13 protein-coding genes are annotated in these 14,645 nt (G+C 69.8%); 6 read left to right on the forward strand and 7 right to left on the reverse strand.

Going from position 1 to position 14,645, the window contains the following annotated elements; translation table 11 throughout:
* From QTH87_RS12800 to QTH87_RS12820, 5 genes are all read right to left on the reverse strand, one after another.
* Positions 1–636, reverse strand: a complete 636-nt coding sequence (locus QTH87_RS12800; RefSeq protein ID WP_286609450.1) for an FMN-binding negative transcriptional regulator — start codon at positions 634–636, stop codon at positions 1–3.
* Positions 637–690: 54 nt separating this feature from the next.
* Positions 691–1,395: an ankyrin repeat domain-containing protein gene (locus QTH87_RS12805; protein WP_444812784.1), complete on the reverse strand. Its 705-nt coding sequence runs from the start codon at positions 1,393–1,395 to the stop codon at positions 691–693.
* Positions 1,396–1,400: 5 nt separating this feature from the next.
* Positions 1,401–1,931, reverse strand: a complete 531-nt coding sequence (locus QTH87_RS12810; RefSeq protein WP_286609451.1) for a GlcG/HbpS family heme-binding protein — start codon at positions 1,929–1,931, stop codon at positions 1,401–1,403.
* A 151-nt stretch (positions 1,932–2,082) separates the two neighbouring features.
* Positions 2,083–2,706 carry a response regulator transcription factor gene (locus QTH87_RS12815; RefSeq protein WP_286609452.1) on the reverse strand — a complete coding sequence of 208 codons (624 nt, stop codon included), beginning with the start codon at positions 2,704–2,706 and terminating at the stop codon, positions 2,083–2,085.
* Positions 2,703–4,196, reverse strand: a complete 1,494-nt coding sequence (locus QTH87_RS12820) for a sensor histidine kinase (RefSeq protein ID WP_286609453.1) — start codon at positions 4,194–4,196, stop codon at positions 2,703–2,705. The genes QTH87_RS12815 and QTH87_RS12820 overlap by 4 nt, the downstream gene beginning before the upstream one ends.
* A gap of 114 nt (positions 4,197–4,310) precedes the next feature.
* Between QTH87_RS12820 and QTH87_RS12825 the strand changes: the two genes are divergently transcribed.
* The 3 genes from QTH87_RS12825 to QTH87_RS12835 are packed head-to-tail and all read left to right on the forward strand — an operon-like array spanning position 4,311 to position 7,979.
* A complete protein-coding gene (locus tag QTH87_RS12825) occupies positions 4,311–6,212 on the forward strand; it encodes an ABC transporter ATP-binding protein (protein ID WP_286609454.1) in 1,902 nt (633 codons plus the stop codon).
* Between the two features lie 7 nt (positions 6,213–6,219).
* Entirely contained in the window at positions 6,220–7,275 is a 1,056-nt protein-coding gene (locus tag QTH87_RS12830) for a phospholipase D-like domain-containing protein (RefSeq protein ID WP_286609455.1), read from the forward strand.
* Positions 7,272–7,979 (forward strand): hypothetical protein, encoded by a 708-nt coding sequence (locus tag QTH87_RS12835; protein WP_286609457.1) that lies wholly within the window; start codon positions 7,272–7,274, stop codon positions 7,977–7,979. The genes QTH87_RS12830 and QTH87_RS12835 overlap by 4 nt, the downstream gene beginning before the upstream one ends.
* Before the next feature lie 25 nt (positions 7,980–8,004).
* On the opposite strand, the gene QTH87_RS12840 is transcribed toward QTH87_RS12835, so the two are convergent.
* Complete coding sequence (locus QTH87_RS12840) at positions 8,005–8,943, reverse strand: LysR family transcriptional regulator (RefSeq protein WP_286609459.1); 939 nt, start codon at positions 8,941–8,943, stop codon at positions 8,005–8,007.
* Positions 8,944–9,061: 118 nt separating this feature from the next.
* Between QTH87_RS12840 and QTH87_RS12845 the strand changes: the two genes are divergently transcribed.
* Genes QTH87_RS12845 through QTH87_RS12855 form a run of 3 tightly spaced genes read left to right on the forward strand, consistent with a single transcriptional unit; the run spans position 9,062 to position 12,991 of the window.
* Complete coding sequence (locus QTH87_RS12845; protein WP_286609461.1) at positions 9,062–10,399, forward strand: DUF3100 domain-containing protein; 1,338 nt, start codon at positions 9,062–9,064, stop codon at positions 10,397–10,399.
* Between the two features lie 20 nt (positions 10,400–10,419).
* Positions 10,420–11,589 carry a M20 aminoacylase family protein gene (locus QTH87_RS12850; RefSeq protein ID WP_286609463.1) on the forward strand — a complete coding sequence of 390 codons (1,170 nt, stop codon included), beginning with the start codon at positions 10,420–10,422 and terminating at the stop codon, positions 11,587–11,589.
* A gap of 7 nt (positions 11,590–11,596) precedes the next feature.
* Positions 11,597–12,991, forward strand: a complete 1,395-nt coding sequence (locus QTH87_RS12855) for an L-serine ammonia-lyase (RefSeq protein ID WP_286609465.1) — start codon at positions 11,597–11,599, stop codon at positions 12,989–12,991.
* Positions 12,992–12,997: 6 nt separating this feature from the next.
* Here the strand turns inward: QTH87_RS12855 and guaA are convergent, their stop codons facing one another.
* Positions 12,998–14,644, reverse strand: a complete 1,647-nt coding sequence (gene guaA / locus QTH87_RS12860) for a glutamine-hydrolyzing GMP synthase (protein WP_286609466.1) — start codon at positions 14,642–14,644, stop codon at positions 12,998–13,000.
* Between the last annotated feature and the right edge of the window lies 1 nt (position 14,645).

Genomic DNA, 14,645 nt, shown 5'->3' on the forward strand with positions numbered 1-14,645 from the left:
TCAGGCCTCCTCTGCGGCGCCGGCCATGCCCAGCTCGCGCATCCACCCGGCGAGCGCGCGCTCGTCGGGCGAGCCCGCGCCGTAGGTCGCGAACATCGCGGCGTGCGATTCCTTGCGGTGCTGGTTGAGCTTGATCTTGCACTGCAGCGCCGTCACGCGCAGCGCGAAGCCGACGATGCCGTTGAGCATCTTGAGCTGGAAGTCCTGGCCCAGGTCGCGCCACTGCTGCGCATAGGCCGGCTCGTGCTGAGCGATCAGCCGCTTGAGCAGCGCGTCCTTGGCCTCGGGTGTCTCGATCAGCTCGGCCTCGACCGTGCAATGGACCGCGAGGTAGTTCCAAGTCGGCACGCGCGCCAGGTCCGGGTAGACCGTGGGCGACAGGTAGGCATGCGGACCGAGGAAGGTCACGACTGCGCGCGGCCGGTCGCGCAGGTAGCGCCAGTGGGGATTGGGCTTGGCACAGTGGCCGAGCAGCACGAGGTCGTCGGGCCCGCGCTCGTCGAGCACCAGCGGCAGGTGGGTGATGCTGGGCAGGCCGTCGTCGTCGTTCGAGATCAGGCTCGCGAAGGGATGCTCGCGCATGAGCCGGGCGGCCGCGCGGCGATCGGTGACGTTGAACTGGGGAGGCATGTACATGGGGCTTGTTCCTGCGGTCCCGTCGAGGGGATCGCCGATTGTCCCCGAGCCGCCCTACTTTGCGCCCGCAGCGGCGAGTTTTTCGGCCATCGCCGCATAGCCGCGCGTGCGCGCCAGCTGCAGCGGCGTGTTGCCCTGGCGATCGGTGAGCTGCAGGTTGGCGCCGGCGTCGACCAGCGCGATCAGCACGCGCTGGTGGCGCGGGCCGCCGTCGCCGAGCACGATGGATTCGATCAGCGCGGTCCAGTGCAGGTTGTTGACGTGATCGAGCGGCGCCTTGGCGGCGATCAGGCGCCGCACCACCTCGTCGTGGCCCAGGTGGGCCGCAGCGATCAGCGCCGTGCCGTCGTAGCGGCTGGTGGTCAGGCCTGCGCTGGCGCCGAGCGACAGCAGCAGCGCGAGCGTCGGCACGTCGTCCGCCACGGCCGCGATGGTGACCGCGTCGTAGCGGTCGTTGTCGAGGGCATCGAGCCGGGCGCCAGCCCTGGCCAGCGCAGATACGGCCGCGCCCTGGCGCGCATGGGTGGCGACATGCAGCGGCGTACGGCCCAGGCCGTCGCGGGCCTCGAGGTCGGCGCCGCGCGCCGCCAGCGCGTCGATCTGCGCCACGTCGCCGCGCCAGGCCGCCCGGTGCAGGCCCTGGTAGGCCTGCACCTCTGCGGCCGAAGGCGCCACCTGGGCCGCTGCCGGCAGCGCGACCATGGCTTGCGCCAGCAGCGACAGCGCGAAGCCGGCAAAGGAAGCGGTCCAGATCTTCATCGCGCTCAGCCCAGCTGGGCCCGAACCTTGTCGAGCGCCGCGTTGGCGCATTGCTCGTCGAGCTGTCCGCCCGGCGCACCGCCGACGCCGACGGCGCCGATGACTTCGTTGCCGACCTTGACCGGCACCCCGCCACCGAGCAGCAGGAAGCCCGGGATGTTGACCAGGTTCGCTGCGGCCGGGTTCTTCTGCGCGTTCTCCATCATGGCCAGGGTCGGGCTCTTGGCCGAGGCCGAGGTCCAGGCCTTGCGCTCACTGGCACCCAGCGTGTGGGCGCCGGCGTTGTTGGCGCGCTGCACGGCGCGCACGACGCCCGAGCGGTCGACCACGGTCGCGCTGACCGCATAGCCGTTGGCCGCGCAGGCAGCGACGGCGCCGGCGGCGATCTCGTTGGCGAGCTCGAGCGACATGTTCTTCTCGGCGCGTACCGCGGGTGCCGGTGCCGCGGGTGCAGGCGTGGGCGCCTGGGCCTGGGCGCTGGTGAGGGAGGCGGCGAGCAGGGCGGCAAGGCTGCCGAGACGAAGGATGGATGGCATGGAAAGTCTCCGGAATACGGGTTGGGTTGCTGGGTTCGCGCCGGCATCTGCCGACCGCCCTGCGACTGTAGAAAAGCCCGGCCGCCGCGGCCATTCGTACGGCTACCCTCAGCGCTCCGTACAACTACGGAGCGCCCTCCTCCCCTTGTCCTCAGGCTGCCGCGTCCACCAGCGCCGCATAGCGGCGGATCAGCTGCGCGAGCGAATCGCAGTCGAGCTTGGCGAACAGATTGGCGCGATGGCTCTCGACCGTGCGCGGCGACAGCGCGAGCGCACGCGCGATCTCCTTGTTGGTCAGCCCGGCCACGATGAAGCCCAGCACCTCGCGCTCGCGCTCCGACAGCTGCTGGAAGCGCTCGCGCGCCGCCTGGTCGGCCTGCGTGCGCTCGCGCGAGGCCACGTGCTGGCGCACCGCCTGCTGCAGCGCCTCGAGCAACTGCTCGTCGTCGACCGGCTTCTCGAGGAATTCGGCCGCGCCGGCCTTGAAGGCCCGCCGGCACATCTCGACCGTGCCGTGGCCGGTCAGCATGAGCACCGGCTGGTCGATGCCTTCAGCGACCAGCCTGTCCAGCAATGCCAGGCCGCCGATGCCGGGCATGCGCACGTCCAGCACGATGGCGCCGATGCCGCCGCGGTCGAAGCCGTCGAGGAAGGCTCGCGGGTCGGCCCAGGTCCGGGTCCGCAGGCCGACCGTGCCGATCAGCAGCGCCAGGCTGTCGCGCACCGCCTGGTCGTCATCGACCAGGTGGATCAGCGGCGACTGGTCGCCGGTCATGCGGGCAACCCCGCGCCGTTTGCGCCATCCGACCCGGCGAGCGGCAGCCGCAGCGTGAAGCGCGCACCGCGCGGGCTCTCGGCCGCGGCGGAGAGCGAGCCGCCCATGCCGCTGGCCAGCGTCTCGGACAGGCTCAGCCCCAGGCCCAGCCCGCCGTCGCGCGTGCTGAAGAACGGCTCGAAGACCCGCGGCAGCGCCTCGGCAGAAAGACCGATCCCGCTGTCGCTCACGGCCAGCAGCCCCGATCCGCGCTCGCTCGCGATGCGCAGCCGAAGCCGGCGCTCGGCCACGGGCACCGGTTCGAGCGCCTGCAGCGCATTCATGAGCAGGTTGTGGACGATCTGCTCGAGCGCCACCGGATCGGCACGCACGCGCACCGGTGCCGGCTCGGGCGCTTCGATGGCAGGCGTCACGGCGCGACGCGCGAGCTCGGGCGCCAGCAGGTGCAAGGCGCCCCTCAGCGTCTCCTGCAGGTCGACCGCCCGTGTCTCTGCCGAACGCTCGGGCCGCTCGATGACGCGCCGCAACCGGCCGACGACATCGGCCGCGCGACGCGCCTGCTCGGCCGCCTGCTTCATGGCGGCGCGCGCGGTGTCGAGCTCGGGCGGGTCGTCCTCGAGCAGGCGCCGCGCCGCCTGGGTGTTCGCGAGCACGGCGGTCAGGGGCTGGTTCAGCTCGTGCGCCATGCCGGCGGCCAGCTCGCCCAGGGCATTGAGCCGCGCGACCTGCCCGAGGCGCAGCAGTTCCTCCGCCCGGCGGCGCGCGACGCGCTGGCGCCGGAGCGCGTGGATGCCGGCGAGCACGGCAGCGACCGCGAGCGACCAGGCCGCCATCGTGAGCCACGGCAGTTCGCGCCAGGACACCTGCCTCACCGCCACCAGCTCGAACGGCTGGCTGTCCGAGGCCAGCACCTTGCGGAACTCGAAGGACCAGCCCTGCGCCGGGTCCGCGCGGCCCGGCTGGACCACGAACTGCGCGCCGGCCTGCTCCAGCGTCACGCGCACCGGGCTGGTCTTCGGGTCCATGGGCCAGTCGCGCCACGGCACGGCGGTCGCCAGGTCGATGCCGAGCGCGTAGCTGTTCGGATCGGCGCCGATCACCAGCCGGTAGCGGCCGCGTGCGAATTCGTCGGCCAGGTAGGCGGGGCGGCGCTCCCGGCGCGAGGCGGCCTCGGGTGCCGCGAGCTGCGGCTGCGACCAGGCCGCCCCGGCCCCGCGGCGCTCGACCTCGAGGACCGACGGGTAGACCGATGTCAGGCGCCGCTCGGGCCGCAGTTCGCCGGCCACCGGCTCGAGCAGCGCCAGCGTTGCCAGCACGGCGTCGTACTGCACCACCTGCTGGCTCATGAGCCGATGGGCGATGCGTCCGTTGACCTCGAAGTCCTCGTGGATCTGCCGCAACTCGGCGCGCGCGAGCCAGGCCGCACCGGCGCCGGCGAGCAGCAGCCCCGCGAGCCACCAGCCGCCCTGTCTTCTCATCCATTGCCTCATGGCGACGGATTGTGCCGCGGGGGCGCGGCGACTTTGCCTACACTTGCGCTGCGAATCGGCCTACGCACACAATCGCGGCGAACCCTGTACCGCCAAGAAGGACCCTCTCTCCGCATGTCCACACCTCTTCCAGCCACCGACGCGCCGGCCGTTGCCGAGCAACCCCAGGCCTCCGCGACCGGCGTTGCCCGGCACGCCGCCGAGGACAGGAAGCGGGACATGCGGGTCCTGGTGCTCGGCCTTCTGAAGCCGTACCACGGGTGGCTCGCGATCGTCTTCGCTGCGATGCTGGTGGAGATCGTCATGAGCCTGGCGGCACCCTGGCCGCTCAAGCTGGTGCTCGACGACGCGCTCGGCACCCACCACCTGCCGTCCTGGCTCGAATGGGCGCACACCCAGATGGGCATCGGCCGCCACACGCTGGGCGTGGCCCTGTTCGCGGGCATCGCGACCGTGGCGATCGCGGTCATCGGCGGCATCGCGACCTACATCGACAACTACTACACGACCAGCATCGGGCAGTGGGTCGCCAACGACCTGCGGCTCAAGATCTACGAGCACCTGCACCGGTTGTCGCTGGCCTACTACGACACGGCCAAGACCGGCACGCTGATGTCGACCATCACGAGCGACGTGGCGACGGTGCAGAACTTCGCGTCGTCGTCGACGCTCGGCATCCTGGTCGACGTCCTCACGATCGTCTTCATGCTCGGCCTGATGATCTGGCTCGACTGGGACTTCACCCTGATCGCGGTGGCGGTGATGCCGTTCCTGCTGCTGTTCGTGTTCCGCTTCAAGAAGGCGGTCAAGGAAGTGACGCGTGACGTCCGCATCAAGCAGAGCGAGATCGTCGCCGTGGTGCAGGAAGGGCTGGGTTCGGTGCGCGCGATCAAGGCCTTCGGCCGCCAGGACCTGGAAGTCACGCACATGCAGGCCGCCAGCCTGGCCAGCACCGCGGCGGCGCTGCGCGCGCGGCGCATCAAGTCGCTGCTCGGGCCGGTGGTCGCAGTGGTGGTCTCGATCTGCACCGGCATCGTGCTGTGGAAGGGCACGGCGCTGATCATCGCCGGCACCATGACGGCCGGCGCCCTGACCGTCTACCTCGCCTACCTGAGCAAGTTCTTCAAGCCGGTCAAGGACCTGGCCGGCATGGCCAGCACCATCGCGCAGACCACCGTGGCGCTCGAGCGCATCCAGAAGATCCTCGGCGCCGACGACATCATCCGCGAGCATCCGAATGCCACCGACCCCGGCCGCACGAAAGGCGAGATCAGCTTCGATCACGTCGCCTTCGGCTACGGCAGCGCGCCGCCGGTGCTGCGCGACGTCTCCTTCACGATCAAGCCGGGCCAGGTGGTGGGCATCGTCGGCCCCACGGGCAGCGGCAAGTCGACCGTGGTGAGCCTGATCCCGCGCTTCTACGATCCGACCGGCGGCCGGGTGCTGATCGACGGCATCGACATCGCCGGCCACAAGCTCACCGGGCTGCGCTCGCAGATCGGCTTCGTGCTGCAGGAGACCGTGCTGTTCCGGGGCACCATCGGCGAGAACATCGCCTACGGCAAACCCGGCGCGACCCACGAGGAGATCGTGGCGGCGGCCAAGCTCGCCAATGCCGACGAATTCATCAGCCGCATGCCGGACGGCTACGACTCGCTGGTCGGCGAGCGCGGCGACACGCTCTCGGGCGGCCAGCGCCAGCGCATCGGCATCGCGCGCGCGGTGATCCGCAACAGCCCGATCATGATCCTCGACGAGCCGACGGCCGCACTCGACACCGAGTCCGAGCGCCTCGTCATCGAAGGCCTCGAGCGGCTCATGGAGGGCCGCACCGTGATCATGATCGCGCACCGGCTGAGCACCCTGCGCAACGCCGACAAGATCATCGTGCTGAAGGACGGCGTCGTGGTCGAGGAAGGCACCAACGACGAGCTGGTGGCGCTCGGCGGTGTCTATGCCGAGCTGCATCGCATCCAGTACGAAGACCCCGCCGCGGCCGCGTCCGCATCTGCCTGAGGAAACCATGTCCCACCAATTGATCGTCCTGCCCGACGACACCGCCAAGCCGATCCTCGATGCGATCAACGGCGCCAAGTCCGCGCTCAACATCCGCATGTTCCTGTTCACCGACGAGACGCTGCTCGCCGCGGTCATTGCGGCCAAGCAGCGCGGCGTCAAGGTGCGCGTGATGCTGAATCCGGCACGCCGCAGCGGTGAGAGCGAGAACGAGGCCGCCCGCACCGCCCTGCTCGCGGCCGGCATCGAGGTGCGCGACAGCAACCCCAAGTTCGAGCTCACGCACCAGAAGTCGATGGTGGTCGACAACCAGGCCGGCTTCATCGAGTCGCTCAACTGGGAGCCGCGCGACCTGACCGAGACGCGGGACTATGCGGTCGTCACCACGCACGGCCTCGAGACCAAGGAGATGGTCGACTGCTTCGACGCCGACTGGGAGCACAAGGACTTCACGCCGCACCCCGAGTCGCGCCTGATCTGGTGCCCCGACAACGGCCGCCCGCGCGTGGCGGCCTTCATCGACGGCGCGACGCATTCGCTGTGGGTGCAGAACGAGCGCTACCAGGACACCGTGATCATCGAGCGCCTGGTGCGGGCGGCGACGCGCGGCGTGAAGATCCACATCCTCACCAAGCCGCCGCATTCGCTCAAGGCCGAGAAGCTGATCGAGGGCGTGGGCGGGCTGCGCATCCTGCAGGACGTGGGTGCCAAGGTGCACACGATGAAGCACCTGAAGCTGCACGCCAAGATGATGCTGGCCGACGGCAAGCGCGCCATCGTGGGCTCGATCAACCTCGCGCCCGGCAGCTTCGACGGCCGGCGGGAGCTCGCGATCGAGACCGACGACCGCGCCACCGTGCAGCGGCTCGAAGATACGGCGCGGCGCGACTGGGAGTCCTCCCACAAGATCGACCTGAGCGACGCCGGACTGCTGCACGACCTGCAGAAGCGGCAGCTCGACCCGAGCCACCTGGTGCTCGACGGCAGCGGCGACCCGGTGGTGCAGGCCGAGAGCAAGGCCGCCGACAAGTCGAAGAAGCATCACGGCAAGGACAAGCATTGAGCCGCGCCAGACACCTGCGGCCGCTGGCATTGCTGCTCGCGATGACGGGCTTCGCGGGCGTGGCCGCGGCGGCCGGCAATGCCGAGTTCGCGCTGCGCTGGGACCCGGCCGAGGGCGGGCCCGCGAGCCTCGAGCAGATCGCCGAAGTCCTGGGCGTCCCGGCCACCGGTCGGCGCAAGAGCTTCGAGGTGCGCTACTTCACGATAGAAGGGCCGGCCGACGCGCCGGAGGGCGCTTCGGCCATCGCCCGAGAGCGAGTGACCGACGGCCAGCTGCTCGCCATGTACAAGCTGCGCAGCGCGACTTCCTTCGACAAGCGCACAGCGACCGCATGGCGCTGCCCGCTCGGCAAGGGCGCCAAGGCCAAGAACGAGGTCGACGTCGGCTGGAACGCCGATGGCACGCCGAGGACGAGCCATTCGCTGAGCTGCGAGACCGCAGGCCGCATCGACAAGCTGTTGCCCGCAAGCTTCAAGGCGCAGGCCCTGGGCTGCACCAGCACCGTGATGCGCGTGACCACCGGCGGTCTCAAGATCGAGAGCTGGAGCCTGCCGGGCGGTCGGCTGGCCTTCGAGGTCTCGGCCAACGGGAAAGACACCGCCGGTCAGCTGAAGGGATTCGATCAGCGGGTGGTTCAGCCCTTGCGCGCGCGCGGCGCCAGGCCGCTGGCCCAGAGCAAGACGGAACTGGGCAGCAGCTGCTGAGCCAGGTCCGCGGGTCGGCGCACCGTCAGGCGGCAGCGGCGGGGGCCGCCGCCCCCATGGTGCGCGACATGTCGTCGACGATCAGCCGCAGCAGCTCGGTCGCAGCCGGAGCCAGCATGCGGCCATGGCGCGAGATCACGTGCGAGCAGCCCTGGCTCAGCAGCGGATTCTTCATCGGCAGCTCCACCACGGCCGGCGTGTCGAGATGCGGCGGCAGCGACATCCGGGTGCTCAGCGCGTAGCCCAGCCCGGCCACCACGAAGTGGCCGAGCGCGCTGAACGAGGTCGTGGTGAGCAGGGTCGGCAGGCGCACGCCCTCCCCGACCTCCGCCGCCTCGATGTGCTGCCGCACCCCGAAACTGCGCTGCAGCGTGGCGCCCGGATAGGCCACGAGGTCGGCCAGCCGCAGCGGGCGGCCCAGGCTCGCCAGGGGATGACTGGCAAGCACCAGGGCCTGGATCGGCTGCGGATGCGAATGGTGCGAGCGCAGGCGCTCGTCGCGCGGGGGCTGGAACAGCAGTCCGATGTGGGCCCGCTCGTCGACCACGCGGCGGACGATTTCGTCGCTGCTGCCCACCTCCAGGGACACCGTGATCGCCGGGTGCGAGCGCATGAAGGCCTGCAGGCTGTGGCGCATGAGCCAGTCGACATAGCCCTCGCCCGCCACGATGTCGATGTGTCCGCGCTCGACCTTGCGGATCGCATCCATCTGCGCCAGCAGCTGCTGCTTCTGGCTTTCCTGGCGACGCAGGTAGACCGCGAGCAGATGACCAGCGTCGGTCGGCACCACGCCCCGGCCGCGGCGCTCGAGCAGGATCGTTCCGCACTCCTTCTCGAGCTGGCCGATCGCCCGGCTGACCGCCGACGGGTCCATGTCGAGCACCTCGGCAGCGCCGCGCACGGAGCCGCTCTCCAGCACCTGCATGAAGTAGCGCACGCGTCGCGTGTCGAGCTTCTCGTCCATTGCGTACCCCGCTGACTGTTGCATTCAATGCAACACAAATCCCGAAGTTTAGTCATTGATGCAACGACTTCTTTCTTCGAGACTTCCTGGCATCCCCTCCCGACCCGCTCGATTCCCCATGACATCAGCCGCCGCCGCCCTCCCGCCCGAACCCCTGCACGCTCCCTTCATCGGCAAGCTCAGGCTCGTCGTGGTCGCACTGGTCGTCGTCGTGGCGGCCGAGCTGATCGGTCCGGCGCAATTCAAGCTCGGTCCGGGCCAGGTCGTGCTGCTGCCGATGCTGTGGGCCCTGCTGCTCGCCGCGGCCTGGGGCATCGCGTCGCGCCACACACCCGCCGCAGCGCGCATCCACTCGGGCCTGCAGTCCTATGCGGGAGGCCTGCTCAATGCGGGCCTGCTGCTGTTCATCGTCAAGCTCGGCCTCACGGTCGGCGCCGCCCTGCCCTTCGTGCGTGAAGCCGGCTGGGCACTGCTGTTCCAGGAATTCGGCCACACCTTCGGCACCTTGGCCCTCGGCCTGCCGCTGGCGCTGCTGCTGGGCATCAAGCGCGAGGCGGTGGGCGCCACCTTCTCGGTCGGGCGCGAAGGCAACCTCGCGATCATCGGCGAGAAGTACGGCATGGCCTCGCCCGAAGGCCGCGGCGTGCTGGCTGAATACATCACGGGGACCGTCCTCGGCGCCCTCTTCATCGCGGTTCTCGCAGGTTTCATCACCAGCCTGAACATCTTCGATCCGCGCTCGCTCGCGATGGGGGCCGGCGTCGGCTCGGGCAGCCTGATGGCCGCGGCCATCGGCGCGATCAGTGCCCAGCAGCCGCCCGAGATGGTCAAGCAGCTCACTGCCATTGCGGCCGCCTCCAACCTGCTGACCCTGGTGGTCGGGTTCTACTTCACGCTGTTCCTGTCGCTGCCGCTGTGCTCGTGGCTCTATGGCCGGCTCGAGCCGGTGCTCGGCCGCTTTTCCACGCGGCGCTCGACGGCCGACACCGCAGCGCTGACCGACGTGACCGGCGTGGAAGCACCGACACTGCGCTTCGCCGACAACCTGATCGCCTGGGTCGTGATGACCGGCGGCGTGATGATCGGCAACCTGCTGTCCTTCAAGGTGCCGCTGCGCGAATCGCTGATCGGCATGCTGGCGGTGATCGCCGTGGTGGCGGTGGTCGGGCTGCTCAAGCGCCTGCTGCCGAAGACGCCGATGGTGCTGACGCTGTCGATCGTGGCCACGGTGGCCGGCATCCCGGGCCTGCTGCCGTTCTCGGATGCGCTGATCGCGCTCACCGCCAAGCTCAATTTCCTGGCCTTCACCACGCCGGTGCTGGCGCTGGCCGGCTTTTCCGTCGCCAAGGACCTGCCGATGTTCCGCCAGCTCGGCTGGCGCATCGTGGTGGTGTCGCTGACCGCCACCGCAGGCACCTTCCTCGGCGCGACGCTGATCGCCGAACTCTTCCACTGACCGACCACGAGACCACGCCCATGTACCGCGAACCCGAGATCGCCGAAGACACCCGCCAGCGCATGCTGGCCTGGCGCCACGACATCCATGCCAATCCCGAGACCGCCTTCGAGGAACACCGAACCGCCAACGTGGTCGCCAATGCGCTGATGCTGATGGGCATCCCGGTGCATCGCGGCCTGGCGGGCACCGGCGTGGTTGGCAGCCTGCGCAACGGAGAAGGCCCGAGCATCGCGCTGCGCGCCGACCTCGATGCGCTGAACATGACCGAACTCGGCGAGCGCGCTCACAAGTCGACCTGCGCGGGCAAGATGCACGGCTGCGGGCATGACGGCCACACCGCCATGCTGCTCGGCGCGGCCGAGCACCTGGCGCGCCACAAGCCTTTCAACGGCACGGTGCACTTCGTCTTCCAGCCGGCCGAGGAGAACGAGGGCGGCGGGCGCCGCATGGTCGACGAGGGCCTGTTCGAGCAGTTCCCGGCCGACGCGGTCTACGGCATGCACAACTTCCCGTCCATGCCGCGTGGCCACTTCGGCATCCGCACCGGCATCATGACGGCCTACCTCGACACCTTCGAAATCGTGATCACGGGCAAGGGCTGCCACGGTGCCATGCCCGAGACCGGCATCGACCCGGTCGTGATCTCGGCCCAGCTCGTGAACGCGCTGCAGACCATCGTGAGTCGGCGCGTCGGCGCCACCGAGTCGGCGGTGGTCAGCGTGACCCAGATCCACGGCGGCGACACCTGGAACGTGGTGCCCGAGACCGTTGTTCTGCGCGGCACCGCGCGCGCGCTCGACGCCGCGGTCCAGGACCGGGTCGAGGCCGCGATGAACCAGATCTGCGCCGGCCTCGCGCAGACCCACGGCGCCGGCGTGGCGCTGAAATACATGCGCGGCTACCCGGGCGTGGTCAACACCGCTACCGAGACGGCGGCTGCGGTCTCGGCCGCCGCCAGCCTGGTCGGCGAGTCCCAGGTCCACACCGACATCCCGCCCGCGATGGGTTCGGAGGATTTCGCCTTCATGCTGCAGAAGCGGCCGGGCGCCTACATCGGCATCGGCGCCGGCGAAGGCCCGAACGACCCGCCGATCCACAACCCCTACTACGACTTCAACGACGCCATCCTGCCGCTCGGCGCAGCCTACTGGGTGGCGCTGGTCAAGCAGCAGCTGAAGGCCGCATAGTCGGGCCATGCTGTCCGTCTTCGACATCTTCAAGATCGGCATCGGGCCGTCGAGCTCGCACACGGTCGGGCCCATGCGGGCCGCGCTGATGTTTGCGCAGGCCGTCGAAGATGGCGCACTGCTCGACCGCGTGGCACGCGTGCAGGTTCGCCTCTACGGCTCGCTCGGCGCCACCGGGCACGGCCATGCGACCGACGTGGGCGTGATCCTCGGCCTGCTCGGCGAGGCGCCCGACACGGTCGAGCCGGCCGCGGTCCGACCCCGGATCGATGCGATGCGCCGCACCGGCACGCTGGCGCTGCTGGGGCGGCACGCGATCGCGTTCGATCCGCTGAACGACATCGCCTTCATGGGCGAGGAATCGCTGGCCGAGCATCCCAACGGCATGCGGATCGCAGCGTTCGACGCCGAGGGCGGCGTGCTGGCCGACCGCTGCTACTTCTCGATCGGCGGCGGCTTCGTTGTCGAAGGCGGTGCCGGTGCGGCGCCGTCCGGCAAGGGCCCTGCCCTCGCCTGGCCGCATCCCTTCGGCAGCGGCGACGAGTTGATCTCGCAGGCAAGGTCCAAGGGCCTGGACGTGGCGACGCTGGTGCGCGACAACGAGAGGGTCTGGCGCAGCGACGCCGACATCCGCGCCGGCGTGCTGCGCATCTGGCGCGTCATGCAGGCCTGCGTGGCGCGCGGCCTCGGGATCGGCAACGAGGGGATCGGCGAACGCCTGCCGGGCCAGCTCAACATGCGGCGCCGCGCGCCCTCGCTGTACCGCGAACTGTGCGCGCGCGACGCCGCCGCTGCCGGTGCCGACCCGCTGGCCGCGATCGACTGGGTCAATGCCTACGCGATGGCGGTCAACGAGGAGAACGCCGCCGGCGGGCGCGTGGTCACGGCACCGACCAACGGCGCGGCCGGCGTGATTCCGGCGGTGCTGCACTACTACGAGAAATTCTGTCCGGGCGCATCCGACGACGGCGTGGTGGACTTCCTGCTCACCGCAGCGGCCATCGGCATGCTCTACAAGGCCAACGCTTCGATCTCGGGTGCCGAGGTGGGCTGCCAGGGCGAGGTCGGCGTCGCCTGTTCGATGGCCGCCGGCGCGCTGGCCGCGGTGCTCGGCGGCACGCCGGCCCAGGTCGAGAACGCGGCCGAGATCGGCATGGAGCACAACCTCGGCCTGACCTGCGATCCGGTCGGCGGCCTGGTGCAGATCCCCTGCATCGAACGCAACGCGATGGGCGCGGTCAAGGCCATCAATGCCGCACGGCTGGCGCTGCGCGGCGACGGCAGCCACTACGTCTCGCTCGACGCCGTGATCCGCACCATGATGCAGACCGGCGAGGACATGAAGTCGACCTACAAGGAGACTTCGCTGGGGGGCCTGGCCGTGAACGTGGTGGAGTGCTGAGGCAGCTCACTCCCACTCGATCGTCGCCGGCGGCTTGCTGCTCACGTCATAGGTCACGCGGTTGATGCCGCGCACCTCGTTGATGATCCGCCCCGACACCTTCTTGAGCAGCGCATAGGGCAGCTCGGCCCAGTCTGCGGTCATGAAGTCGCTGGTCTGGACCGCGCGCAGCGCCACCACGTAGTCGTAGGTGCGGCCATCGCCCATCACGCCCACGCTCTTGACCGGCAGGAACACGGTGAAGGCCTGGCTCGTGAGGTCGTACCAGCTCTTGCCCGATTCGGGATCGATGAAGTTGCGCAGCTCCTCGATGAAGATCGCGTCGGCGCGGCGCAGCAGGTCGGCGTATTCCTTCTTCACCTCGCCGAGGATGCGCACGCCCAGGCCCGGGCCCGGGAACGGATGGCGATACACCATCGCGTGCGGCAGGCCGAGCGCGACGCCGAGCTCGCGGACCTCGTCCTTGAACAGGTCGCGCAGCGGCTCGAGCAGCTTCAGGCCCAGCTGCTCGGGCAGGCCGCCGACGTTGTGGTGGCTCTTGATCGTCACGGCCTTCTTGCTCTTGGCACCGCCAGACTCGATCACGTCCGGATAGATGGTGCCCTGGGCCAGCCACTTGGCGCCCTCGACGGCCGGTCGGCCGTCGTCCTTGAGCTTGCCGTCGGCATGGGCCTTGAGCTTGGCCGCCTCCTGCTTGAACACGGTGACGAACTCGCCGCCGATGATCTTGCGCTTGGCTTCGGGGTCGCTCACGCCGGCCAGCTTGCCGAGGAACAGCTCGCTCGCGTCGACGCGGATCACCTTGGCATGCAACTGGCCCACGAACATGTCCATCACCATGTCGCCCTCGTCGAGGCGCAGCAGGCCGTGGTCGACGAAGACGCAGGTCAGCTGGTCGCCGATGGCGCGATGGATCAGCGCTGCAGCGACTGACGAATCGACGCCGCCCGACAGGCCGAGGATCACCTCCTCGTCGCCGACCTGCTTGCGGATCGCTTCCACCGCCTCGGCGATGTGGTCGCGCATGACCCAGTCGGGCCGGGCGGCGCAGATGCCGAGCACGAAGCGCTCGAGGATCGCCTTGCCCTGCTGCGTGTGCGTGACTTCGGGATGGAACTGCACGCCGTAGTAGCGACGCGCCTCGTCGGCCATGCCGGCGATCGGGCAACTGCCGGTCGAGGCCATGAGCTTGAAGCCCGGTGGCAGCTCGGTGACCTTGTCGCCGTGGCTCATCCAGACGTCGAGCATGCCGTGGCCTTCGTCGGTCGTGAAGTCGGCGATGTCCTTCAGCAGCGCGGTGTGGCCGTGCGCGCGCACCGCCGCGAAACCGAACTCGCGCTTGTGGCCGCCCTCGACCTTGCCGCCCAGCTGGTGCGCCATGGTCTGCATGCCGTAGCAGATGCCGAGCACCGGCACGCCGAGCTCGAACACCGCCTGCGGCGCCTTGTCCGTGGTCTCTTCGTAGACGCTGGCATGGCTGCCCGACAGGATCACGCCCTTGAGCGAGCCGTCGGCGGCATAGGCGCGAATCCAGTCGTCCGTGACGTCGCAGGGGTGCACTTCGCTCAGCACGTGCGCCTCGCGCACGCGGCGCGCGATCAGCTGGGTGACTTGCGAGCCGAAATCGAGAATGAGGATCTTGTCGTGTTGCATG

The organism is Variovorax jilinensis (genome assembly GCF_030316885.1).
GTDB classification, from domain to species: domain Bacteria; phylum Pseudomonadota; class Gammaproteobacteria; order Burkholderiales; family Burkholderiaceae_C; genus Variovorax; species Variovorax jilinensis.

Coding starts and splice junctions, on each gene's coding strand:
- QTH87_RS12800 (WP_286609450.1), bottom strand. CDS start 636: ATGTACATGCCTCCCCAGTTCAACGTCACCGATCGCCGCGCGGCCGCC.
- QTH87_RS12805 (WP_444812784.1), bottom strand. CDS start 1,395: ATGAAGATCTGGACCGCTTCCTTTGCCGGCTTCGCGCTGTCGCTGCTG.
- QTH87_RS12810 (WP_286609451.1), bottom strand. CDS start 1,931: ATGCCATCCATCCTTCGTCTCGGCAGCCTTGCCGCCCTGCTCGCCGCC.
- QTH87_RS12815 (WP_286609452.1), bottom strand. CDS start 2,706: ATGACCGGCGACCAGTCGCCGCTGATCCACCTGGTCGATGACGACCAG.
- QTH87_RS12820 (WP_286609453.1), bottom strand. CDS start 4,196: ATGAGGCAATGGATGAGAAGACAGGGCGGCTGGTGGCTCGCGGGGCTG.
- QTH87_RS12825 (WP_286609454.1), top strand. CDS start 4,311: ATGTCCACACCTCTTCCAGCCACCGACGCGCCGGCCGTTGCCGAGCAA.
- QTH87_RS12830 (WP_286609455.1), top strand. CDS start 6,220: ATGTCCCACCAATTGATCGTCCTGCCCGACGACACCGCCAAGCCGATC.
- QTH87_RS12840 (WP_286609459.1), bottom strand. CDS start 8,943: ATGGACGAGAAGCTCGACACGCGACGCGTGCGCTACTTCATGCAGGTG.
- QTH87_RS12845 (WP_286609461.1), top strand. CDS start 9,062: ATGACATCAGCCGCCGCCGCCCTCCCGCCCGAACCCCTGCACGCTCCC.
- QTH87_RS12850 (WP_286609463.1), top strand. CDS start 10,420: ATGTACCGCGAACCCGAGATCGCCGAAGACACCCGCCAGCGCATGCTG.
- QTH87_RS12855 (WP_286609465.1), top strand. CDS start 11,597: ATGCTGTCCGTCTTCGACATCTTCAAGATCGGCATCGGGCCGTCGAGC.
- guaA (WP_286609466.1), bottom strand. CDS start 14,644: ATGCAACACGACAAGATCCTCATTCTCGATTTCGGCTCGCAAGTCACC.